The sequence below is a fragment of the Lysinibacillus sp. FSL L8-0312 genome (genome assembly GCF_038003285.1).
Taxonomy (GTDB): domain Bacteria; phylum Bacillota; class Bacilli; order Bacillales_A; family Planococcaceae; genus Lysinibacillus; species Lysinibacillus fusiformis_D.
In genome coordinates, this window is the sequence record NZ_JBBOOV010000001.1 from 2,207,446 (window position 1) to 2,229,312 (window position 21,867).

Here is a 21,867-nt window from a genome sequence, read left to right on the forward strand (position 1 = left end):
GTAATATTTGCCTGTATCTTCTTTTAGAAAATAATGAATGTTATAATAAAAGCAATTATTTGCGAAGGTTGTGATGAATTGAGTTTACTTCAAAATACCCCATTACTAATTGCCCTCTTTGCCGTTCTCTTTGCACAGTTTGTCAAAATCCCCATCCATTTTTTAATGACTAGACAAGTGAATTGGAGCCTGTTTACCTCGACGGGTGGTATGCCTAGCTCTCACTCTGCCTCAGTCACTGGACTGGCAACCTCGATTGCTTATGAGACGGGGTTGGAATCCCCTATTTTTGCAGTAGCCGCTATGTTTTCCATTATTGTGATGTACGATGCCAGTGGTGTTCGTTACCAAGCAGGACAGCATGCCGCTATATTAAATCAGCTGCGCAAGGACTTCCAAACATTGCTCCATGATTTAAAAAAATGGCCTCAGATGGATGGGCAGGAGAAAATGGAGGAATTAAAAACATTATTAGGTCATAAACGAAGCGAAGTATTTTTTGGGGCTCTCACAGGTATTTTTATCGCCATCATAACCTACGAGTTTTTCATATTATAAGCAATAAAAACACATCCTCTAGAGGGAGGTTGTGTTTTTTTGTATAAAAAAAGTATTCTTCCTTCGATTGAAAGAAGAATACTCAGCAAGTTAGAACATTCGATATCCACTTTTTCGTAAATAAATCATCACGATACCTGCCACAATGGAACCCGCAAAACCACCTGATAAAATAGCAATATCTACAAACTGTAGCGCCTGTAATTTATCGATTAGTGCTGGGAATGCAGAACCTGGCTTAAAAATATAATCTAAGAAGCTTACTTCATCTACAATAAAGATGACAACGATTGGATACACAATCGACATTAACCATGTCATACGTAACAGCATATTTAACAAAAATCCGATACCAAAGAACATGACGAAAAATAACAATATTGAAATGATTAACTGTACTAATGAAACTGGACCATCCATGTATGTATAACCTCCGTTTTCCTCTCATTAGTTTACATGATTACGACAACGCTTTCAATGAACATATCCTTGTTTTCGCTTGTTCGACATATTTAGTTAATCTTTCAGTTATCGCGGGTATTCCCCTGTTTTTTTTGCAGGTATTCTTTCTCTTACCGAGAGTATTTCTTTGTCTTCCGCGAGTATTCCTCCTCCTATCGAGAGTATTTCCCTGTCTTCCGCGAGTATTCCTTCCTTCATCGCGAGTATTTTCCCGCTTTTATCATCAAAAAACTATTGAAGATAGGACTTCTAATCTTCAATAGTTTTACTGTTTCTTTATGAAGCTGTTTGAGCTAGCAAGAACTTCGGTGATTTCCAAAGCTGTGCCCATTTTTTAAAGGCTGTGATGACGATTAATAAACCGAGCATCAGCATAATAACGGATAAGATGCCATTTAACATATTGAAGCCTGCAGCTGCTGGATTCCAATACACATTTTTAATCATCCAATAGCCTGCAACATTGACAGTGACGTATAAATAAGCCAATGGAATAAAGCATGTTAACGCATAAACTCGCTTATCTGCCACCTTCAATACCATCGTCACTCCACATACTAAACCAATAGCTGCCATCAGTTGATTGGATACACCAAATAATACCCAAATGGAGCTAATATCCCCCGAATACAATAAATAGCCCCACATAAAGCAGGCGAGTGCACTGGCAAAAATTGTACCCGGTACCCAATTGGTACGCTTCAATGGTTTATAAACATTGCCACCAAAGTCTTGAATCAAATAGCGAGCTACTCTCGTTCCTGCGTCAATAGCTGTTAGAATAAAGACAGCCTCAAACATTATTACAAATTGATAGAAATAAGAAGATAACTCTGCGAACCAAGGAATGCCTGTAAAGATATCTGTCATTCCAACAGCCAAGGTTACAGCGCCTCCTGTTCGTCCCTCTAAATCCATGCCAATGCTTTGAGACAAGGCTTGTAAATGAACAGGCTCCATCCCTAATGTGGCAAATACAGCTGGTGCTGAATTAATCGCAAAATAGTCTGCTGGATGAAGGGCTGTAGCTGCAATCAAGGCCATCACGCCTACTAATGACTCTACTAACATTGCGCCAAAGCCAACAATACGAATATCTTCCCAACGATCAATCATTTTAGGCGTCGTTCCTGAGCCTACAAAAGCATGGAAGCCTGAAATAGCTCCGCAGGCAATCGTAATAGACACAAATGGCCATACAGGACCTGCAATTACTGGGCCACCGCCATGAATAAATTCTGTTAACGGCGGGAACTGAATAGCAGGATTGACAAAGAAAACGCCAATAATTAATGCAATAAATACACCAATCTTCATGAAACTACTTAAATAATCACGTGGGGCTAGTAATAGCCATACAGGCAAAGCAGCGGCGAAAAAGGCATAAATCGGTAAGATAATAGCTAATGTATCACGGTCAAACGTTAAAAATTCACCAAATGCTGTACCTTGAATAAGTGGCCCGATAAATACGCCAATCATCAATAAAATAAAGCCTACTGTGGATGTTAAAATTAAATTGCCTGTTTTTCGATAAGCAATCCCTACTAGTATCGCGATTGGAATAGTAATTCCTACCGCAAACGTTCCCCATGGATTACGTTCTAAAGCTCCTAACACCACCATTGAAAGACCTGCCATAGTAATCGTAATAATAAATAGCATCGCAAGGCCTGTACAGAAGCCAGCAATAGGACCAAGCTCCTCCTTCATCACTTCTGATAAGGATTTCCCCCCATGACGCATGGAAGCAAATAACACAACAGCATCATGGACAGCCCCACCAATTACCGCTCCTATTAATAACCATAGAAGTCCAGGTAAATACCCGAACTGTGCAGCTAAAATCGGTCCAACTAACGGCCCTGCGGCGGCAATCGCTGCAAAATGATGCCCAAAGGTTACCCATTTATTCGTCGGAACATAGTCCTTACCATCTTCCAAAGCATGCGCTGGCGTGGGCGTATCATCTTTTATTTTGAGTACCTTTTTTGTAAAGAATATGCCATACAAACGATAGCTAATCACCAAAACACAAATAGATCCTATCACAATTGTAATCGCATTCATGCAAACACCCCTTTTACTTTTTTCACATCATAGCAAAGGAATGTCCCCCATATTCATAAAATTAACTGAAATGTCAGAAATCAGAGTTGAAATGTCGTATTCTTCTATTGAAATGCAACTATTTTGATAGGTCAAAAATTTTCCGTACATCCTTCATATACAGCCTACTAACCGGAATTGAATGTCTGTTGTGCAATATTAAATTATATTTAGAACTACTCCAAGGCTCTAGTTCCACAATATGCTCTAAATTAACAATGAACGCACGATGGACACGCACAAAACCTTTTAAAGCCAGCTTCTTCTCTAACGCTGCCAATGACTCCGAAGCGAAAAATCTCCCTCGCTCTGTCACAACCACCGTTTTACTGTCCTCAGATGTACAATATAAAATATCCTGTATTTTCATTAATAAAATTCGATCGTTTACATAAACCGTTAATTTATCGAGCTTGTCCAACTGTGAAAACTTTATTTCTTCCATTGTTTTTACCTGGGCAGCTCTTTTTTTAGCTAATAGCTTTTCCACAGTAGCTTGTACTCTTTGTGCCTCAAATGGTTTCAAAATATAATCAAAGGCACTGACCTCAAATGCCTGTAATGCATATTCATCATAGGCTGTAGCAAAAATAATTTCGGGTCTTTGTGCATCTAACAGTAGTTGCTTAGCTAAATCGAGTCCATTATTCATTCCTAACTCAATATCTAAAAATACACAATCTATCTGTTCATACTGTTTGCAAAAGTCCTCTAGATTTTCAGATTCGCCACAAACATTTACTAACGCTGTTTGCTCTAATAAATACCTCAACTCAGCGCGTGCCAACGGTTCATCATCCACAATATATACATTCAATCTTTTCTACTCCCATCTAGTCGCCTTTAGCGGCAGTTGAATCATTATTTTCGTTCCTACATCCAATGTACTCGCTATATGAAAATCTGCCTCTGTGCCGTAAATTTCATGAATGCGTTGGTAAATATTCCATAACGCCGTTCCTGTTCCTTGCTCCGATTGCATAATATGTTTACCGAGCTGTTTCACCTGTTCTTTTCTCATACCACAGCCATTATCTTCCGTTACTAGTACTAGCTTATCGTTCACTCGTTGTACTTTGACAAAAATCTTGCCTTCCTTGCGGTTTTTAAAGGCATGATAAATAGCATTTTCAACAAGAGGCTGTAATGTAAATGGAGGAATTTGCACATCAAAGAGTGTTTCATCCATCATAAATTCGACTTCGTAACGATTAGGAAATCTTGTTTGCTCAATGGATAAATAAGCCTCAACATGATCAATTTCATTTTTTAATGGAATGAGCATTTGCCGTGCTCCTTGCAAATTGCTTCTAAAAAATGTGCTTAGTTTGATCAATAGTGCTCTTGCCGCATCTGCATCTGTTCGGATCAAGCTCGAAATCGTGTTCAGACTATTAAAGAAGAAATGAGGATGAACTTGTGCCTGTAATGCTTTAATTTCAGCGTCTTTTAATAACTTTCGCTGTTGTTCAATTTCAGCATATTCGAGCTGTGAGGAGAATAGTCTACTTAAGCCCTCCGCAAGCTCCTTCTTCACTCCTGTTAAAGATTCTGCTTTCGTGAAATAGAGCTTTAAGCTTCCAACAGTGCGCTGCTGTACCATTAAAGGCAGAACAATGGCAGCGCTTAATGGGCAACCATCATGTGGACATTGAATCTCCTTTGCCGAAGTAGCCATTAAAATTTCGCCTTCCTTTAATACACGTTTCGTTAGAGCTGTCATAATTTCACGATGAATTAAATGATGATCCTCACCAACACCGACATGTGCCAATATGCCCTTTTTATCAGTAATAGCGACCGCCTCTACTTTTATTTCCCTTTTAATAATTTCAGCAACCGTTTGGCATGATTCTTCATTCAAACCCTTACGAAAATGCTCAATCGTTTGTTGGGCAATCGAAAAAGCTTGATGTGTTTGTAAAGCTTTTGTCCGTTCTTCCTCATCAATAAATGTTTTAATAATCATGAAAAATAAAAATATCCCAAAGGCATTCATCAAAATCATTGGCAGCGCAATTAACGATACTAACTGCAAAGCTTGCTCGAATGGCTTCGCGACTACTAAAATGACAATCATCTGAATCGTTTCCGCACAGATTCCAATAATGACAGCTTTCTTATAGGAAAAAGTTTGACGTATTTTGAAACGTTTGCTTAATCCACCTGTCATAAAGCCAGCAAGAATCGTCGAAACACCACAGGCTATCGCTGTAAAGCCCCCAAGTGTAATTCGGTGAACACCTGCAATAATCCCTACACAAACACCTACAAGGGGCCCACCAAAAATACCTGCAATGGCTACGCCGATTAACCTCGTATTAGCAATAGCCTCCTCAGCATTGATCGTACTATGTATCATCTGATTTAAAGGATGAATCGTACCGCTTTCAATTTTAATACCTGTATAGCTACTAATAATACATAAGCTACTAAAGATAATGATAAGCCATATTTTCTCCTTCTTTCCTTGCTCCTGAAACAGCTTCTCTCGAAAAAGTCTCCATCTGGACATTAAAAAGGCAAACACAATGATCAAACCGACTCGCTCCAGCATAAATAAAAATAACTCCATCATAGCCTTCCTCCTGAAGTCATATCATTTTTTAAAGAACAGTCGATAAGAGGTATAACCAAAAATATCGCCAGGATTAATCCCCTCTATCGCTTCTAATTGATGTTTTTCGAATTGATTGGATGCCATTTCTTTTAACATAACCGAGGTTGTTTCATCCTGTGCTAGCTCATGAGGATACAACCATTTGGCTTCTAGTATTTCTTTTTCCTGAATGCATACCTGTTGCTGCTCATCTAGCATATGACAATAAAAAATCGCCATATTATCACTAATGTCATCACGGATGACACCCGTTCTAAATCCAATTAAGCCTGATACACTGCAATCAATTCCTGTTTCTTCTTTGATTTCACGAATGACCGCCTCATCCACTGTTTCACCTGCGTTGACAAACCCTGCTGGCAATGACCAACGTCCTTTCAAGCCGCTATAAGCCTTTTTCACAACTAACCATTGTCCAAGCTCATTGACCGTAACACCTGATACACCCAACCATATTTTTCCTCGATCTTTTTTCATAACCTTCACCTCTATCTAACTATTATACCTGCTTGCTTTCAATGGAATGAAGCTTTTATTCAGAATTTTAAGACCAATCTTTATATACTATAAAAATGCGTATACATACCTTATTTGTAAATATGTTACACTTTCAATAACAAGGAAGTTTGATTTAGGAGGAGACCTTATGTTAAATGCACTCTCAGTGCGAGCAAAGTACTTTATAACAGCACTTATGTTAGCAATATTAACTCCTTTTCTTGCCTTTTTTATGCCCTTAACTATATCGCATACATTTTATTTTAATAGGGATAATGTCGTACTGATTACACCTCCTAGCAACTTTATTATGCTTTTAATAGCCATCGGATTGATAGTATTAGCTTTGATTGTCCTCGGATTAAAAAGAAATCCATATATTTACGCCATTTCTTCTGCAATCATCTTAAGCAGCTTCGTATTAGGTTATTATTCTTTTTTAAGCTATAGCGCCATACAAAAGGATCAAATCGTTTTTCAACATTATCACAAACAAATTATTTATAAATGGCAAGATATAAATGAGGTTATCTACGAATATGAAATAGGCTCTGTAGGAACGTATTACTTTCAAACAACAAACAATGAACAATTTGTTATCGAGGAAAACGGACAATTTGGTCTCGATGAAAAAAGGGCCATTTACCAGCTAGCTATTTTAAATGAGGCAAAGTTTATTGAGCGTGAAAAATCTGATTAGCCCATGAAAGAAGCCCTTTTCTTAGAACTGACTGTACATTAACTATTATTTCATCAAAGAGGGTCCCACCAATGTAAACATGTAAATTCCAATTTCCTGCTGTCGGGAATTCCATTAAAGAAGGTAGATGTTAGTTTGGCTTAAGATAGGTAGAAATCCTACCTCAATGGAGAAAGGGAGATGAAAATGATTATTAAAATGACTCAAGATAATATAAAGGATTTTAATAAAACAAACGACGGTTTTATGGTTTCAGGAAGGATTGTACCGACATATGCAAATAATATTTGGACATTCACAGAGGAAATATTTGTTGATCCTTACTTCAAGAAATATGATGATGATGAAATGGACCTTCGTTACATAGAGGAAGTTGAGAAAGCTGTATTTTTTTATTATATTGAAAACAACTGTGTTGGGCAGATTAAGATGTGCTCCAATTGGAATGGATATGCACTTATTGAAGATATTGCTGTTGCAAAGGATTATAGAAAAAAGGGTGTTGGTACTGCCTTACTAAATAAAGCAATTGAGTGGGCAAAAGAAAGGAGCTTTTGTGGTGTCACGCTTTAAACACAGGATATCAATGTTTCAGCTTGTCATTTTTATGCCAAAAATCACTTTATAATAGGTGCAGTGGATACAATGCTTTATGCAAACTTTCCAACAGCAAATGAAATAGCGATTTTTTGGTATTATAAATTTTAGATTATTAGAATGCCCTGTTTCATTATATAAACGGGGCTTTCGTTTTAAATTTTTATGTTTGCAAACCATAGTAAAAGCCTCTTCAATTTGTTGTTATCCCAACATACAAATCAAAAAGGCTTGGTATCTATAACCCTAAACCGCTATTTTAGGGTTGTGTTCTTATTTTAAGGATTGTGTACACTTATCTATCAACTTCCTGATACAAGTTTTTATTCACAAACCTCAGGTGTACCTTCACGTTTAGCTGTTTTAAATGAAGTACCACAGCCACATGATGCAATAGCATTTGGATTATCAATTGTGAAGCCACCGCCCATTAGCGATTGTTTATAGTCAATTTTTGTTCCCATCAAAATCGGCGCATCTTCACGGGAAACAAGAATTGTTAAACCATGCTGTACATCTTCAAAGTCATCCTCTTTTTTCTCTTGATCAAAGTGCATGCCATAGGATAGTCCGCTACAGCCGCCACCGTTCACCACTACACGTAAAAAAGAACCTTGTTCTTCATTATGCTCCATCATTTCATTAATATGAAAGCCAGCAGCTTGTGTAACTTCAATTACTTTTTTTGTACTTGTCATCCCAATCACCTTCCTTCTTACGTATTATCATATCAATTTTGACCATTGTATGACAAACATTCAGCTTCAAGTCGATTTTTAGTCATAATTCTAATATTTTTCACATTTTTAGTATTTTTTATTCATGTTAATAAAAACTCTATTGGTATAATAGTTACAACGACTTCTTTGTAGGGGGGAATATATATGGAGATTTCACCATATTACGAAAAAAAAATTCAATGTTTGAATTGCAAAAAAGAATTTCCAACATTAAAGGTACGCTCAAAATTTATTAAAGTAGACCATACCGAAACAGATTTTCAACCGATCTATGCAGATGATGTCAATGCTCTTTATTACAACGTCTTTGTTTGCGAGCATTGCGGCTTCTCCTTTACAGAAGACTTTACAAAATATTTTGCACCAGGTATTCAAGATGAAATTCGTACACACATCACGGAAAAATGGGTGCACCATGATTTCAAGGGTGAACGTACCGTATTTCAAGCGATTCAAGCCTATAAGTTAGCTTTTCTTTGTGGCACAATTAAAAAAGAAAAAAATGTAGCGATTGCCGGATTAACTTTACGTCTTGCTTGGCTCTATCGTTCGTTGAACAATAGTGGACAAGAGGAGCGCTTTATGAAATTAGCACGTGATTATTATATGGAATCTTATTCTACCGAGGATTACAGCTCCACACAAATGTCAGCTGTCCGCATCATGTATATGATTGCTGAATTATCCAGACGCATTGGAGATATTGAAAATGCCACACGTTTCTTTTCAAGAGTCATTGAAAAACAAAGTGCTGGGGGCGAAGCAAAAATTGTGGATATGGCGAAAGAGCAATGGGCCATTATACGTGAAGAGAAAGAACATGCACGCCATGTATAGCTGAAAAAAGTTCTAGCTGTGCTGACAGCTAGAACTTTTTATGATAGCTTAGAATACTTGCTCTACTTCCACAATACCTGGTACTTCTTCTAGTAAAGCACGTTCAATACCAGCTTTTAATGTAATCGTAGAACTTGGGCAACTGCCACATGCACCTAATAAACGTAATTTAACAACGCCATCCTCAACATCTACTAATTCACAGTCTCCACCGTCACGTAGTAAGAATGGACGTAATTTATCTAATACCTCTTGTACTTGGTCGTTAATTGTTGCTTCTGCCATTTATCTCGACTCCTTTCCTTATAATGATTATAATGTTAGCAACAGAAAAAATCCAATATTGAATCACAAGGAGAGAAAATACTATGCCATCAACAAAACCGATGATTGAAATTTATGGAACAGCTGTTATCTGTGCTAGCTGTGTCAATGCTCCATCTTCAAAAGATACATATGAGTGGCTTCAAGCAGCCATCGACCGTAAGTACCCAGATCAAACCTACGATATTCGCTATATTGATATTGAAGGTCCAATTGAGAATGATCGCGACCAAGAGTATGCCAAACGTATTCAAGAAGATGAGTTTTTTTACCCTCTTGTCCTCATAAATAATGAAGTTGTTGGTGAAGGCTATGTGCAATTAAAGCCTGTATTTACAGCACTTGAAAATTTAGGCTTTGTTCCAGACGAAACTGTTTAAACAAAGCTAAGGGATTGCTTCAACATGATGTTAGAGCAATCCCTTTTCTCTCTATGAAAGACAGTAGCTAATTAATCATTTTGACGTTTGTAATACCATAATAATCCTGATTTCATTAAGCGCGCGATACGTCCAGTGACTGTTGTATCAGCTAAGTACACAAAGCCTTGTTTTTTACCAAGAGCCCCCATGAAGCCTTTTAATTTAATGTCCGGCATCTTCTCTGGTAAATGTTCACCTTTCCAACGCATACGAAGTACTTTTACGATTTGCTCCGCTTGTTCCTCAGCTAACTGTGCTGTTGGAGGTAAATCTGATGAAGCACAATCCCCTACAATATAGACATGTTCATCATCAAATACATTAAAATACTGAGTGACAAGTGGACGGTCATGTTTATCTTTCTCAACATCCATATCACGAACGATTTTGACAGGCTGTACACCTGCAGTCCAAACGACAGCATCGAGTAAAATTTCATCTTCGTGATTAAAAATTTTACCTGGTTCTACTTTTGTAATATTGGAGTTGGCTATAACATCAACATTATGCTTAACAAACCAATCCTTTACATACTTACTTAGTTTTTCTGGAAAATCCTTAAGAATACGTTGACCACGGTCAAATAACTTTATTTTTAAATCTGATCGACTTTCACGTAGCTCACTTGCAAGCTCAATTCCACTCAAGCCAGCCCCTACAATTCCCACTGTAGACCCAGCTGGTAAACCACAAAGTGCTTGGAATGTTGCGCGCGATTGTCCCATCGTTTGAATGCTATATGTGTGCTCTTCCGCACCTGGTACACCATGATATTTATCTTCACAGCCAAGCCCAATGACTAAATCATCATATTCAATACGTTGCCCATCTTCTAAAAGGACTACTTTTTCTGCACGATTAATTTCAACGACTTCTCCATATACAGCCGTTAAACGTTCATGCTCTGGGAAGCTTACACGAATTTCTTTATCTGTTGCAGTCCCTGCCGCCAATGCATAAAATTCTGTTTTTAAACTATGGAAAGGGGCTCTATCTACTATAACTACCTCTCTGTCTAATGGTAAGCTATTTAATAGACGAAGCATGACACGCATATTGCCGTAGCCGCCACCTAAAAGTACTAATTTACCCATAATAGTCTCCTTTTATATCTCTTTTAATAATTGTTCACAAAGTATCCACAAACGAGTATAACCGATTGTGAGAAGTTTCACAATATCAGAATGAAATTTTGTGAAAGATTTCACATAATAAATGAGAACTTGTTCATTTCGATTGATTTTAGAGCTATTAATAACGAATTCCCTTTATCTTTTATCAAAAAACGTTTCTTTTACCTTAAACATAAATAATTGACGAAAATCGTAAAACCGAGTAGCATTACTTTGGTGAGGTGACATGAATGAATCCAATGGTTGAATTTTGTATAAGTAATTTAGCAAATGGCTCTCAAGCAACTTATGAAGTACTCGAACGCGATCCAAACATCGACGTTTTGGAATATGGCTGCCTCAGTTATTGTACAAAGTGCTCGGAATCTTTTTATGCAATTGTAAATGGTGAATTAGTAGAAGCCGATTCTCCTGATGCATTAACGAAAGCCATTTATCAATTTATTGAAGAAAATCCATTATGGTAGTTTTCTAAAATGCCTATATGAAATAAATTTGAACAAATAAAAAGGATGTTATGCTAAAAATCAGCATAAACATCCTTTTATTATTTTAATACATCCACTACATATGTAGGTTGACATTCTTTTTCTAGTACAACCTTTGTAGGAGTAACACCTGTATTCACATGAATGGTGTCACAGCCAAAATGAATACCACACATAATGTCCGTGTCATAGTTATCACCAATCATCACCATGTCTTCTTTAGCCATTCCATGTTCTGTAGCGATTACTTCCAGCATGGCTGGTGATGGTTTACCAATATAGATTGGTTCAACATCTGCAACCTCTCCTACTAAGCGAGCAAAAGAACCATTGCCTGGTAAAAAGCCGTACTCTGTCGGGAATTTAATATCTTGATTAGTCGCAATAAAGGTTGCCCCTTTTTGGACAAAAATCGTTGCTCTAGCAAGTGCCATATAATCAAGCGTACGATCAATCCCCATAACAAATACTTCCGGCTCATCTTCAACAGGCTCAATATTTTCATTGAGTAATGCCTGACGTATTCCATCTGTGCCCATCATGGCTACTTTTTTGCCTGCGAAATGGAGTGCCACATATTTTGCTGTTACCAATGCACTTGAATAAATATGCTCTAATGGTGCGCTTACACCAATAGACATTAAAGCTTCCTGCAGTTGTTCTCGCGTCTTCGAAGAATTATTCGTTACATAAAATGGCTCAATTCCTGCTTGCTGTAAACGATGAATAAACGCAACCGCTGAAGGAATTCCTTCCTTCCCGCGATAGACAGTGCCATCTAAATCAAAGCAATAGGCTTTATATTGTTTCATTGATGGTCCTCTGGTAAAAAAGCAGAAACTGGACCTAATTCATTTGTTAAATAATGGTGGACTGCTGGCGAGAATTGCTTTAAAGCCTCTAAATTGGCTGTTAGTACCTGAATAACCTCTGGGATATCTACATCTATAAACTCGCGTACAAGCATTTTACGCAAGCCAACAACTGCTTTATATGGTGCTTCCATTTCAGCAGCTACAACTTTTTCATCGACTAAAATATCGATGATATCCTCGTAGCTTCCTGGATCACGCATAATGAAACCGTCAATCATTAAATTGCCTACATCCATCATTGACTCCATAATGTTGTGTCCAATTCGCTCGATAGCTAATTTCTTTATATCATTTTGAAGCCAGTTATCATTATCCTCTGTCTCCAAAATAGTTAATAGCCCATCTAAGTACTGTAAATTTTTTGTGATTTTATTACGATCTACAAAATACACAAGGAAAGCCCCCATTCAAATCATTAAAAGTTGATAGTCTTTTCTCTTCTATAGTACCATAACTATAGGACTGGAAGGAGATTAAAAGATGGAACGTTTTTTTTTATATGATGATGTAGAAGATACAAAAACACGCTTTGTTAGTTTTGCTGGGAAAAAGCTACGTTATGATTTAGCTATTTTACAATCAGGCCGCTTCTTTGGAAAAGTGCTTGTCATGGATATTCAATTTGGTCGCTTTGCTATCATCGGCCCTGATGATATAGAAGAACCTGGTTACTTAGAACATGTGTACAATCGCACAGAGGAAGAAACGATAGAATTACGAGAATATTTACGTGAATTATTGAACTAACACCCTTTTTATTGGGTGTTTTTTTTAGGGCATAAAAAAATTCCGCGTTACCTGTAGGCGATTGCGAAATCTTTTTACGTATTGTTATTTATTTAAAGTAGATGGATTATTTTTATTATGGGGCTTATTGTCTTTGTTTTCTTCATCATTTTGTTTTTTTGCTTGCTGATTTTGACCAATAACCGCTAAATCATCTACACTTATATCAAAACCATATCCGTATTCCTCACGATCTAATGGCTTTTTATCGCGCTTGTTCTTTGCCAATATCATCACCTCCACTCATAAATTATCCTTTTTTTAATGTTTTATACTTCTTTTTTTCACACTAATTAAGTCGTTGAATCCTCAATAATCCAATGTGCAGCACTTATTAAATCTGGGAAAACGGCATCTGCTAATGGATCTTGGTCTCCTAAAAATACACCCTTTGTTCCTGCTTGTTTGCCTGCAATTATATCCGTGTCCGTATCACCAACCATATAGGATTTAGATACATCAATGTTATATTTCCTCGCTAAATCCACAATTAATTTACTATTGGGCTTTCGGCAAGCACAGCCCGACCTAGGCTTATGTGGACAATAAACGACCTCATGGATAGTGGCGCCTTTTTTCTTGAGCTCCTTCACCATATGCTCATGTATTTTCTGTAAGCTCGTTTCCTTCATGAAACCTAAACCGACACCACCTTGATTTGTCACAACAAACACATAATCAAAATGTTTATTTAACTTCTTGATCGCCTCAGGCACCTGTGGTAAAAAGTATAAATCCTTAGGCTTATTGACAAATTTCACACGACTCGTTAGTACCTCATTGATGACACCATCGCGATCTAAAAATACGGCTCTTTTCATATGCAACACACCTTTAATAAGCTGTTTTGTGCTTTAGTTTTCCCCCATTACTGCAAAAGAAAACAAGGACACAAGAAAAAACCTGATGCCTATCACATCAGGTTTCTCTTATCTTTTTTATTCCGCTAAAGGTTCTTGGTCTGTTGGCTTTGTTACCACACTTGTATCCAACACTTCGGGCTGTTTCATGACTTTGCCCGTTTTACGTAACACAAAATAAGCACAGCCAAAATTACAATACTCATATAGATAGTCTTGAAGCGTACTTATTTTCGTATCAAAAGTTGATTTTTGATTTTTATCATCAAAAAAACCCTTTAAACGTAATTGATTATAGCCCCAATCCCCTACAATATAATCATATCTGGCTAAAATATCTGAATACCTTTCCTGAAAAACTTCCTCCTGAAAGGCTTCTCGATAATCCTTTATTAGTTCATATTCTAATCCTTCAATTATGATCAAAGTGACACCACCCTTTTCGTTCAGCCTTGACGTTTAGAGTTCTGCTTGTAATTGACGTTCTTTTGTTGCAGCATTTACTTGTTCATCTGCATGATAACTACTACGTACAAGTGGGCCTGCTTCACAATGTTTAAAGCCTTTTTCCATGGCAATCTTACGCAGTTTACCAAATTCAATTGGTGAATAATATTTTTTAACTGGTAAATGCTTTTTCGTTGGCTGTAAATATTGACCGATTGTCATAATATCTACATTATTCGCACGTAAATCGTCCATTACTTCTAAAATTTCTTCGTGTGTTTCGCCTAAGCCAATCATTAACGATGATTTCGTTGGAATTTCTGGCTGCATCTCTTTAGCCAAGCGAAGGAACTCTAATGAGCGTTCGTATTTTGCACGAGCACGTACTCTTGGTGTTAAACGGCGTACCGTTTCAATATTATGGTTTAAAATATCTGGTTTCGAATCCATTAGCAGTTGAAGGTTTTCTTTTATACCACCTAAATCTGATGGCAGCACCTCAACAGATGTGAAAGGACTTTTACGGCGAATAGCACGAACTGTTTCGGCTAATACTTGCGCACCGCCATCCTTTAAATCGTCACGCGCTACCATTGTGATTACAACGTGCTTTAAGTTCATAATTGCTACTGAATCTGCAACGCGCTCTGGTTCAGCCAAATCTAGTTCATTGGGTAACCCTGTTTTGACTGCACAGAAACGACAAGCACGTGTACAAACGGAACCAAGAATCATCATGGTAGCAGTACGTCTTTCTCCCCAGCATTCATGGATATTTGGACAGCGAGCTTCTTCACATACTGTATGCAGATTTTTCTCACGCATCAGCTTTTTAAGCCCTTTATATTCGTCGTTCGTGTTTAGTTTTATTTTTAGCCAGTCTGGTTTTCTTACATGTTCTTCTTTACTTGTAGGTTTACAAGATGTCATACGAATATCGCCCCTATCAAAAATATGCATTTTTTAATATTAACTATCTTCACTGTTGTCAATGTAACATATTAAAGGAGCTCCAACAACTATCACAATAACATTTCTACTTATAAGGGACAGGTATTTCGATGGAGGGTTGCGGTGCATCACTACTATTTGTATAAATGTTTGGAACAGGACCTCTCGTTAAGCCCATTGCTACAGGGATATCTTGTGCAACGGTTGAAGATTTACTAGCGAACGGGACAATAATCTGTACATTGACTTCTAAATGAATACCTACCTCCACATAAGCACTGTTGATCCCAAATTCCTGAATGGAGGACGTCACATTGCTATGAACATTTCCAATCACGTGGAAGCGTATCGGAATCTTTGGCCCTAAATTTCCGAGCAAAGGTATATTGGCCGCTTGACCAAGAGGTACAAAGAAGACAATACCATCACCTTCCTGAATTCTGTTAATATCATATTCAACATTATCTAATTCAGGTAAATGCGATAATTCTCCTTGTTCAGCTTGCTCTAAATACATTTTAACAAGCTCTAATGTCTCTGCTCGAACACGATTAATAATTTCTGTATTAAACTTAGTCGTCATCATTTCAGATGTACCGGGAGGAATATCTTGAATGATATCATTGACATCTAATACATTTGAGGTACGTGAATTAATGGCTTTGCTCACAACGTATGACGCAATCTTAGTGGTTTGTACCTCGGCATACTGCAAATAGGTTGGCATGAGCCGTTCGTTTAAATAATAAATAAATAATATAAGGCAAATAACCGTACTCACAATTAAAATTGTTAATCGATTAAGACGTATTCCCCTTTGATTATATGAGCGTAATTTCATCCTTTTTCGAGGGAAAAACAAAAAAATCTCCTCCTGTTCCATAACGTATGAACAGGGGGAGCAATTTATTCTACTTTTGCGGAAGCCACGTAATCGGTCTCAACACTTTCAATTGAAACACTAGGATAATCCACTAAATTGATTTCATATGTAGCTGCGAGCAATTGATTTTGCTCTTCAAAAATACGAATCCACGGTAATGCTGCATCCAATGTATTTTGTCTGGATACAATACCGCGTCGTCCATCCGATAATTTTAAAATAACGCCATTTGGATAGTGGACCACTGCCCTTTTTAACGCTTTTACAACACGAGCATCATAAAGAGTACCAGAGCCTGCTTCAACAATTGCTAACCCTTGTGAGGGTAGCATCTTTTCACGGTAAACACGATTGGTTGTAACTGCGTCAAAAACATCTGCCACGCCAATAATCTTGGCAAAAGGATGAATTTCAAAATCAACAAGCCCTCTTGGATAGCCGCTTCCGTCAATTCGCTCATGATGCTGAAAAGCACAATGTGCCACAAGTAATGAGATAGAATGTAGATTGCGCAATAAATCGAAACCATAACGAGCATGCATTTTCATTGTTTCAAACTCATCATTAGTGAGACGATCAGGCTTTGTTAATATATCTTTAGGTACCATGAGTTTACCAACATCATGCAGTAAAGCACCAATACCGATTAAGCGTAAATCCTCAGCCGAATAACCAAGCTCTTTGGCAATCGCAATGGAGTACAAGGTCACTTGGAAGGAGTGTTGATATAAATATTCATCAAATAAATAAGCATCTGTTAAAATAGTTAAAATTTCATCATTTCCAGTAACTGCAGAAAGTAGTTCATCTACAATTGAGACAATTGTCTTTGATTGCTGATCTAATATATAAGAGGCATTTACGGGATTACAACCATCAATGGATTGGAATGAATCCTTTATAGTTGTAATCACTTTATTTCGCATAGCAGGTGGAACGGTCTCTTCTACTTCTATACCTTCAGAAATATCATCGTTAATATATAGATAATGCATATTTAACTGTTGAAGTCGTTGAATAATCCGGTCATTAATAACAACATCTTTCTTTAAAAGTGGATGACCTGCCTCATTCCAAATGGTTCTACCTAATACCATTCCTTCTTTTAATACATCGATTGAAATTAATCGCATGATTTCTTCCCCAATCCATTCTTTAAACTCTCTCTATTGTTTAAAGAATCTTTGACCATAATCTATCATAATGTTTCGTAAAAATTCAGGTAAAATATATTGTTTCTTCGCATATTTAAAGCTTGGATAAAAATAACCAAATGTAAATAAATCTAACGTCACAAGTTTATAAATATGATCGTGATCCGCTAGCTTGCCATTAATCAATAATTGGCGATTGTCATTCATTGAAAATCCGTATGTCAACATTTTCCCAAAAATAACGCCTCTAAACCCTAAACCTTTTAATTCGATATAGGGCCACTCTTCATTTTTGGATTGCATATAAATTTCTTTCATTTCTGCAACGGATAATTCAATTGTACATAAATTAATAGGATGTGGAAAAATTCGATGCAAATCTAGCGCAGTTACAGTGCCCTTCGGTAAACCATCTAAAAAGATACCTGCATTGAACAATGCACAGTCGGCACCGCTTTTTTCCAAAATGGCATGTGCAAATAAATCTGATAGCTGTGAGTAATGGAACCATTCCTTGTTATAGGATTTATTTGTTGTAAAGACTGGTGTATCCAGTATTCTGTTACCTTCATCCTCCCAAAACTGTACCATTTTCTGTTCATTATTAACAATTGGCAAATCCTTATTATGAATTAAAGTATCCTCTTTTTCAACAATTTTCCTCATTTTTTTATCATATTCTATGACAAGATGACCTGTATATTGGCCAAATTTCCCTCCACCTGTCAGTAAAACACCATTGATATGTTTGCCAGTTGGCAAGACATGATGTGTATGGGACCCGAATATCACATCAATTTCGGGACATTCTTCCGCTAAGAGCTCATCCTCTGTAATGCCTAAATGTGACAAGCACACAACAATGTCAACCTCTTTACGTAGTTGATGTGCTAGACGTAGCAATGTACTGCGGGCATCGTCCATATGCCAATTTAATTCTTGATAATACACTTCAAACATGGCTGTAGCAGCAATTACACCTATTTTTGTACCTGTTTCTGTTGTTAAAATAACATAGGGCTTCATCCAAGATGGCTTTTCCCCTTGAGAGGCATAGACATTCGCCACCACAACTTCAAAATTGGCATCATCATATAAATGGAAGAGCTCTTCATGTGACAATGTAATGCCTTCGTTGTTACCGATTGTCACTACATCATAACCTGCCTCATTAAGTAATTGTACATTGCCTCTCCCAACCGTCGCCTCTGTATAAATATTAGAACGGTCTAAGTGATCTCCAACATCAAATAAATAGCTTGTTTCCCCTATTGCCGCTAGATTGTTACGCATCTCTTTCACATAGCTTTGCATACGTGGCCAATACTTAAAATGACTATGCAAATCATTTGTGTGAAAAATATGGATTTTTTCAAGCATTAAAGCCACCTCATTTCAAATTAAGCTAATATGCCTTCTATAATGGAACGAATTCCTAATAATAATAAAATAATCCTTAGGGCGAGTACAAGCGTATCTGATTTAATTCTTTTATTTAATGCCGCCCCCAATTTTGCCCCAATATAGGCCCCTGGAATAACAGGGATTGTATAGAGCCACGGCACATGTCCGAAGTAAATATGGCTTGAGGAATTTACAATGGACGTTAAAAACACCATAAACATCGATGTTGCCACTGCGACATGTGGTGGAAATAAAAACAAAATAATCATTGCTGGTACAATCATCGAGCCACCACCAATGCCGAACAACCCAGAAGCAAAGCCAATACAAAATGTTAATATAAAGGCAAACCAAATAGGATAGCCATATACAAAGGTATTGCCCTCAGAGTCTGTAAATTCTTGTTGCGTACCATTTTTCACAAACCATTTTACTGGCTTCAACTTGTCACGGACAAGCAAAATGATTGATAAAATAATAAGCAGAATACCAAAATATAAATTGAAGGATGGTAAGTCTAATCCTTTATTGACCCAAGCTCCAAGAATCGTTCCTGGAATACTTCCAAGAAAAAATATAAAGCCACTTTTATAATCCACCGTTTTGGATTTCATATAGCTTAATGTGGAGGCTAGCCCTGTAAAGATCATCATAACAACTGATAAACCCACTACTTTTTGAGGCGTAATATCTGGAATCATTCCTAGATTTAAACCAATATATAAGGTTGCTGGTACTAAAACGATACCACCACCTAGCCCAACCAATGAGCCAATTAGACCCGCCAATAGTGCAATGATAACTAATAAAATAAATTCCATTATAGTTCCCCTTCAAACATGTTTAATTGTTTAGGCGCTAGTCCAACATCTTTAATATTCAACATGTCTTGTAGCTCCTTTGCATTTTTCGCTGCATGATTACCTGAATTATTATTAAATAATACGAAGAGTTCATTGACCTCTTTTTCAAGCTTTTGCATGCTATGCCCAAGCTGTTGTAATTCTTCTTTATTATAATCATATAAAAAGCGAACTTTACGCCAATTTTCAGCATTCCCTGTGTTGCGCCACCCATGGATATTGCGCCCATGGATACGGATAAGTGCTTTACTCGCCGTCACTACAGGATAGAAGGGGACTGAACCTACACCAGCCTGTGGTTCATCACAAATCGTATGAATAAATTGATGTTCACGTAAAAAATCCATCGTCTGCTGTACGACATTTTCTGCATACCATGTTTGATTTCGAAACTCAATAGCTACTTCAAAATCCTTGAGCTGCTGCCGTATATACAATAAATATTGTACATTTTTTGCCTGGCAATCAAACCACGGTGGAAATTGTGCTAATACCATCGCTAGCTTTCCATAACGTTTAAATTCATTCGCACATTCGATAAAAGCATTGAACATATCATTTTTTGTTTCAAAAGGTATATCACCACGCAAATGGCCAGTCATACCTTGGTACGCCTTTACAACAAAACGAAAATTTTCGGGTGTATCCTCACACCATTTACGAACATGCTCCTTGGACGGGATGGCGTAAAAAGACGTATCGACTTCGACCGTTAAAAAATGACCTGTATAATCAAATAATTTATCTTTTGAGGTAGTCACTCCACTAGAAAGTGAAGGGTGATCGCCCCAACCAGTTAATCCAACTACAATCATGTGACACCCTCCTCTATGTACATAATCATAGCACACAGTATGATACTAGAAATAAACATCATGTAAAAAATATCGCATTCTTTTGTACATTCAAAATGAAGGTTTGTCTCTTATATGCAAAAGAAAAAGCATGAGTCCATATACCCTTGAACTCATGCTACTTAATTCGGCTACCTATTATTTCACAAGATTTTGTTGGATAGCCTCTAAAAACTTAATTCGGCTATAAGCTGGGCCACCTTCCATTAATGGATCAAGTACATTGACAAACACTTGGTCATTTTTAAAGGCATTAATATTTTGGATGATTGGATTGTTTTTAAAGTCTTCTAAAGCATTTGGTGCATCCGCATTTTCATCTGTTGAAAACTGTACAAATAAATAATCAGGGTTCATATCTGCCAGTTGTTCCACAGAAATGGCTTCTTGTGCTTTTGCTTTCGCAACTTCATCAGGCACTGCTAAACCGAGTTCTCCATAAAGAACAGCATTTAAAAATACTTCTTTTGGATAAACATAAGCCTGTCCACCACGAATACGAACAGCAGCTACTTTTTTATCTTGTAGTTTCTCAGTTAACGTCGTTTTAGCAGCTTCAATATCTGCCTTATATGTAGCTAAGATTTTCTCTGCATCTGCTTGCTTACCTGTTAATTCAGCTAATAAGTTTAAATTAGACTCCCAGTTCGTCGATATATGTGACACTAAAATAGTAGGAGCGATTTTCTCTAATTTACTTTGTACTTCTTCTGGGAACTTTGTTGAACCTAAAATGACATCAGGATCTAATTCTAATATTTTTTCAAAATTTGGTTTGATTTTCTCACCAATTGATTCTGCTTTGTCTGTTACAGAAGCATATAGCTCAGGGAACTTGCCACCAATAGCAATAGCTCCTACTGGATGAACATCAAGAACAACCATATCCTCCATCGCTTCCATAGCACCTGTTACAACAATTCTTTCGACCTTTTCTGGTACTTCATAGCTTTCACCAAGATATTCAATTGTTCTCGTACCATCTTCATTTGTAGATTCATCTTTTGTTTGCGTTGCTTCTTCTTTTGGCGTATCTGTGGATGTTTCCTCTTCCGTAGTCTTTTTCTCACCACATGCTGCTAGGATCAGCATAAATAATGCGATGACACTAATAAATAGAAACTTCTTTTTCATTGACAATAATCTCCTTTAAATTGTTATCGTTATGACAAACAGCTATGTCATCTGGCATATTGAAGCATTGAACATGAAATTATTTTATCAGCTCCTACTTTTCAATTGATATTGATTCTCATTATCATTTTAGTATGTATTCATCCAAAAATCCAGTATTATTTTAAT

Annotated in this window: 26 protein-coding genes and 1 pseudogene; 7 read left to right on the top strand and 20 right to left on the bottom strand. The window is 37.1% G+C overall.

Translation table 11 applies throughout. The features are described from left to right. The first annotated feature begins 33 nt into the window (after positions 1 to 33). Positions 34 to 558 carry a divergent PAP2 family protein gene (locus tag MHI22_RS11170; RefSeq protein WP_058844844.1) on the top strand — a complete coding sequence of 175 codons (525 nt, stop codon included), beginning with the start codon at positions 34 to 36 and terminating at the stop codon, positions 556 to 558. 90 nt (positions 559 to 648) lie between these two features. Here MHI22_RS11170 and MHI22_RS11175 read toward each other — a convergent pair whose 3' ends face one another. From MHI22_RS11175 to MHI22_RS11195, 5 genes are all read right to left on the bottom strand, one after another. After that, on the bottom strand, positions 649 to 978 hold the full coding sequence (locus MHI22_RS11175; protein WP_036119784.1) for a YuiB family protein: 330 nt from the start codon (positions 976 to 978) through the stop codon (positions 649 to 651). A gap of 318 nt (positions 979 to 1,296) precedes the next feature. Next, a complete protein-coding gene (locus MHI22_RS11180; protein ID WP_058844843.1) occupies positions 1,297 to 3,090 on the bottom strand; it encodes a carbon starvation CstA family protein in 1,794 nt (597 codons plus the stop codon). A gap of 118 nt (positions 3,091 to 3,208) precedes the next feature. Continuing rightward, the gene (locus MHI22_RS11185; protein ID WP_340811970.1) at positions 3,209 to 3,946 is read right to left on the bottom strand and encodes a LytR/AlgR family response regulator transcription factor; all 738 of its coding nucleotides are present in this window, start codon (positions 3,944 to 3,946) and stop codon (positions 3,209 to 3,211) included. A 6-nt stretch (positions 3,947 to 3,952) separates the two neighbouring features. Beyond that, positions 3,953 to 5,704, bottom strand: coding sequence for a sensor histidine kinase (locus MHI22_RS11190; protein WP_058844841.1), 1,752 nt, complete (start codon positions 5,702 to 5,704; stop codon positions 3,953 to 3,955). 24 nt (positions 5,705 to 5,728) lie between these two features. Further along, positions 5,729 to 6,226, bottom strand: a complete 498-nt coding sequence (locus MHI22_RS11195; RefSeq protein WP_058844840.1) for an NUDIX hydrolase — start codon at positions 6,224 to 6,226, stop codon at positions 5,729 to 5,731. A 169-nt stretch (positions 6,227 to 6,395) separates the two neighbouring features. On the opposite strand from MHI22_RS11195, the gene MHI22_RS11200 reads away from it, so the two are divergent. Next, positions 6,396 to 6,947 (top strand): hypothetical protein, encoded by a 552-nt coding sequence (locus MHI22_RS11200; RefSeq protein WP_036119763.1) that lies wholly within the window; start codon positions 6,396 to 6,398, stop codon positions 6,945 to 6,947. A gap of 186 nt (positions 6,948 to 7,133) precedes the next feature. Beyond that, positions 7,134 to 7,655 (top strand): annotated as a pseudogene (locus tag MHI22_RS11205) (GNAT family N-acetyltransferase). Positions 7,656 to 7,867: 212 nt separating this feature from the next. Here MHI22_RS11205 and MHI22_RS11210 read toward each other — a convergent pair. Next, positions 7,868 to 8,242 carry a HesB/IscA family protein gene (locus tag MHI22_RS11210; RefSeq protein ID WP_036119760.1) on the bottom strand — a complete coding sequence of 125 codons (375 nt, stop codon included), beginning with the start codon at positions 8,240 to 8,242 and terminating at the stop codon, positions 7,868 to 7,870. 186 nt (positions 8,243 to 8,428) lie between these two features. Here MHI22_RS11210 and MHI22_RS11215 point away from each other — a divergent pair, with 186 nt between their 5' ends. Next, entirely contained in the window at positions 8,429 to 9,121 is a 693-nt protein-coding gene (locus MHI22_RS11215; protein WP_058844838.1) for a DUF2225 domain-containing protein, read from the top strand. A gap of 48 nt (positions 9,122 to 9,169) precedes the next feature. Here the strand turns inward: MHI22_RS11215 and MHI22_RS11220 are convergent, their stop codons facing one another. Further along, positions 9,170 to 9,406 carry a NifU family protein gene (locus tag MHI22_RS11220; protein ID WP_004228295.1) on the bottom strand — a complete coding sequence of 79 codons (237 nt, stop codon included), beginning with the start codon at positions 9,404 to 9,406 and terminating at the stop codon, positions 9,170 to 9,172. Between the two features lie 83 nt (positions 9,407 to 9,489). On the opposite strand from MHI22_RS11220, the gene MHI22_RS11225 reads away from it, so the two are divergent. Further along, complete coding sequence (locus tag MHI22_RS11225; protein WP_141905624.1) at positions 9,490 to 9,825, top strand: YuzD family protein; 336 nt, start codon at positions 9,490 to 9,492, stop codon at positions 9,823 to 9,825. A 71-nt stretch (positions 9,826 to 9,896) separates the two neighbouring features. On the opposite strand, the gene MHI22_RS11230 is transcribed toward MHI22_RS11225, so the two are convergent. Next, positions 9,897 to 10,961, bottom strand: a complete 1,065-nt coding sequence (locus MHI22_RS11230) for an NAD(P)/FAD-dependent oxidoreductase (RefSeq protein WP_340811972.1) — start codon at positions 10,959 to 10,961, stop codon at positions 9,897 to 9,899. A 269-nt stretch (positions 10,962 to 11,230) separates the two neighbouring features. Between MHI22_RS11230 and MHI22_RS11235 the strand changes: the two genes are divergently transcribed. Beyond that, the gene (locus MHI22_RS11235; RefSeq protein ID WP_036119739.1) at positions 11,231 to 11,467 is read left to right on the top strand and encodes a YuzB family protein; all 237 of its coding nucleotides are present in this window, start codon (positions 11,231 to 11,233) and stop codon (positions 11,465 to 11,467) included. 80 nt (positions 11,468 to 11,547) lie between these two features. Here MHI22_RS11235 and MHI22_RS11240 read toward each other — a convergent pair whose 3' ends face one another. Both MHI22_RS11240 and MHI22_RS11245 read right to left on the bottom strand, forming a co-directional pair. After that, the gene (locus tag MHI22_RS11240; protein ID WP_340811973.1) at positions 11,548 to 12,300 is read right to left on the bottom strand and encodes a TIGR01457 family HAD-type hydrolase; all 753 of its coding nucleotides are present in this window, start codon (positions 12,298 to 12,300) and stop codon (positions 11,548 to 11,550) included. Next, entirely contained in the window at positions 12,297 to 12,755 is a 459-nt protein-coding gene (locus tag MHI22_RS11245) for a DUF86 domain-containing protein (RefSeq protein WP_036119733.1), read from the bottom strand. Before MHI22_RS11245 ends, MHI22_RS11240 begins: the two co-directional genes overlap by 4 nt. 88 nt (positions 12,756 to 12,843) lie before the next feature. Here MHI22_RS11245 and MHI22_RS11250 point away from each other — a divergent pair, with 88 nt between their 5' ends. Further along, complete coding sequence (locus MHI22_RS11250; RefSeq protein WP_036119730.1) at positions 12,844 to 13,110, top strand: DUF3055 domain-containing protein; 267 nt, start codon at positions 12,844 to 12,846, stop codon at positions 13,108 to 13,110. An 84-nt stretch (positions 13,111 to 13,194) separates the two neighbouring features. On the opposite strand, the gene MHI22_RS11255 is transcribed toward MHI22_RS11250, so the two are convergent. The 10 genes from MHI22_RS11255 to MHI22_RS11300 form a co-directional block, all read right to left on the bottom strand. Continuing rightward, complete coding sequence (locus tag MHI22_RS11255; RefSeq protein WP_170829885.1) at positions 13,195 to 13,383, bottom strand: hypothetical protein; 189 nt, start codon at positions 13,381 to 13,383, stop codon at positions 13,195 to 13,197. A 59-nt stretch (positions 13,384 to 13,442) separates the two neighbouring features. Next, on the bottom strand, positions 13,443 to 13,970 hold the full coding sequence (locus tag MHI22_RS11260) for a D-glycero-alpha-D-manno-heptose-1,7-bisphosphate 7-phosphatase (RefSeq protein WP_058844836.1): 528 nt from the start codon (positions 13,968 to 13,970) through the stop codon (positions 13,443 to 13,445). A 117-nt stretch (positions 13,971 to 14,087) separates the two neighbouring features. Then, positions 14,088 to 14,435 (bottom strand): YutD family protein, encoded by a 348-nt coding sequence (locus MHI22_RS11265; RefSeq protein ID WP_036119722.1) that lies wholly within the window; start codon positions 14,433 to 14,435, stop codon positions 14,088 to 14,090. 33 nt (positions 14,436 to 14,468) lie between these two features. Next, a complete protein-coding gene (lipA, locus tag MHI22_RS11270) occupies positions 14,469 to 15,386 on the bottom strand; it encodes a lipoyl synthase (RefSeq protein ID WP_036119719.1) in 918 nt (305 codons plus the stop codon). A 106-nt stretch (positions 15,387 to 15,492) separates the two neighbouring features. Then, positions 15,493 to 16,290, bottom strand: coding sequence for a sporulation protein YunB (gene yunB / locus MHI22_RS11275; protein ID WP_051891599.1), 798 nt, complete (start codon positions 16,288 to 16,290; stop codon positions 15,493 to 15,495). Between the two features lie 23 nt (positions 16,291 to 16,313). Then, positions 16,314 to 17,423 carry an HD-GYP domain-containing protein gene (locus MHI22_RS11280; RefSeq protein ID WP_036119715.1) on the bottom strand — a complete coding sequence of 370 codons (1,110 nt, stop codon included), beginning with the start codon at positions 17,421 to 17,423 and terminating at the stop codon, positions 16,314 to 16,316. Positions 17,424 to 17,456: 33 nt separating this feature from the next. Further along, positions 17,457 to 18,824, bottom strand: a complete 1,368-nt coding sequence (locus MHI22_RS11285) for a bifunctional metallophosphatase/5'-nucleotidase (protein WP_058844835.1) — start codon at positions 18,822 to 18,824, stop codon at positions 17,457 to 17,459. Positions 18,825 to 18,844: 20 nt separating this feature from the next. After that, positions 18,845 to 19,669 carry a sulfite exporter TauE/SafE family protein gene (locus tag MHI22_RS11290; RefSeq protein ID WP_340811975.1) on the bottom strand — a complete coding sequence of 275 codons (825 nt, stop codon included), beginning with the start codon at positions 19,667 to 19,669 and terminating at the stop codon, positions 18,845 to 18,847. After that, entirely contained in the window at positions 19,669 to 20,526 is an 858-nt protein-coding gene (locus MHI22_RS11295) for a DUF72 domain-containing protein (RefSeq protein WP_058844833.1), read from the bottom strand. The genes MHI22_RS11290 and MHI22_RS11295 overlap by 1 nt, the downstream gene beginning before the upstream one ends. Positions 20,527 to 20,703: 177 nt before the next feature. Next, a complete protein-coding gene (locus tag MHI22_RS11300; RefSeq protein WP_340811977.1) occupies positions 20,704 to 21,699 on the bottom strand; it encodes an ABC transporter substrate-binding protein in 996 nt (331 codons plus the stop codon). Positions 21,700 to 21,867 lie beyond the last annotated feature (168 nt).

Coding starts and splice junctions, on each gene's coding strand:
- MHI22_RS11170 (WP_058844844.1), top strand. CDS start 34: ATGAATGTTATAATAAAAGCAATTATTTGCGAAGGTTGTGATGAATTG.
- MHI22_RS11175 (WP_036119784.1), bottom strand. CDS start 978: ATGGATGGTCCAGTTTCATTAGTACAGTTAATCATTTCAATATTGTTA.
- MHI22_RS11180 (WP_058844843.1), bottom strand. CDS start 3,090: ATGAATGCGATTACAATTGTGATAGGATCTATTTGTGTTTTGGTGATT.
- MHI22_RS11190 (WP_058844841.1), bottom strand. CDS start 5,704: ATGGAGTTATTTTTATTTATGCTGGAGCGAGTCGGTTTGATCATTGTG.
- MHI22_RS11195 (WP_058844840.1), bottom strand. CDS start 6,226: ATGAAAAAAGATCGAGGAAAAATATGGTTGGGTGTATCAGGTGTTACG.
- MHI22_RS11200 (WP_036119763.1), top strand. CDS start 6,396: ATGTTAAATGCACTCTCAGTGCGAGCAAAGTACTTTATAACAGCACTT.
- MHI22_RS11210 (WP_036119760.1), bottom strand. CDS start 8,242: ATGACAAGTACAAAAAAAGTAATTGAAGTTACACAAGCTGCTGGCTTT.
- MHI22_RS11215 (WP_058844838.1), top strand. CDS start 8,429: ATGGAGATTTCACCATATTACGAAAAAAAAATTCAATGTTTGAATTGC.
- MHI22_RS11220 (WP_004228295.1), bottom strand. CDS start 9,406: ATGGCAGAAGCAACAATTAACGACCAAGTACAAGAGGTATTAGATAAA.
- MHI22_RS11225 (WP_141905624.1), top strand. CDS start 9,490: ATGCCATCAACAAAACCGATGATTGAAATTTATGGAACAGCTGTTATC.
- MHI22_RS11230 (WP_340811972.1), bottom strand. CDS start 10,961: ATGGGTAAATTAGTACTTTTAGGTGGCGGCTACGGCAATATGCGTGTC.
- MHI22_RS11235 (WP_036119739.1), top strand. CDS start 11,231: ATGAATCCAATGGTTGAATTTTGTATAAGTAATTTAGCAAATGGCTCT.
- MHI22_RS11240 (WP_340811973.1), bottom strand. CDS start 12,300: ATGAAACAATATAAAGCCTATTGCTTTGATTTAGATGGCACTGTCTAT.
- MHI22_RS11250 (WP_036119730.1), top strand. CDS start 12,844: ATGGAACGTTTTTTTTTATATGATGATGTAGAAGATACAAAAACACGC.
- MHI22_RS11255 (WP_170829885.1), bottom strand. CDS start 13,383: ATGATATTGGCAAAGAACAAGCGCGATAAAAAGCCATTAGATCGTGAG.
- MHI22_RS11260 (WP_058844836.1), bottom strand. CDS start 13,970: ATGAAAAGAGCCGTATTTTTAGATCGCGATGGTGTCATCAATGAGGTA.
- lipA (WP_036119719.1), bottom strand. CDS start 15,386: ATGACATCTTGTAAACCTACAAGTAAAGAAGAACATGTAAGAAAACCA.
- yunB (WP_051891599.1), bottom strand. CDS start 16,290: ATGGAACAGGAGGAGATTTTTTTGTTTTTCCCTCGAAAAAGGATGAAA.
- MHI22_RS11280 (WP_036119715.1), bottom strand. CDS start 17,423: ATGCGATTAATTTCAATCGATGTATTAAAAGAAGGAATGGTATTAGGT.
- MHI22_RS11285 (WP_058844835.1), bottom strand. CDS start 18,824: ATGCTTGAAAAAATCCATATTTTTCACACAAATGATTTGCATAGTCAT.
- MHI22_RS11290 (WP_340811975.1), bottom strand. CDS start 19,669: ATGGAATTTATTTTATTAGTTATCATTGCACTATTGGCGGGTCTAATT.
- MHI22_RS11295 (WP_058844833.1), bottom strand. CDS start 20,526: ATGATTGTAGTTGGATTAACTGGTTGGGGCGATCACCCTTCACTTTCT.
- MHI22_RS11300 (WP_340811977.1), bottom strand. CDS start 21,699: ATGAAAAAGAAGTTTCTATTTATTAGTGTCATCGCATTATTTATGCTG.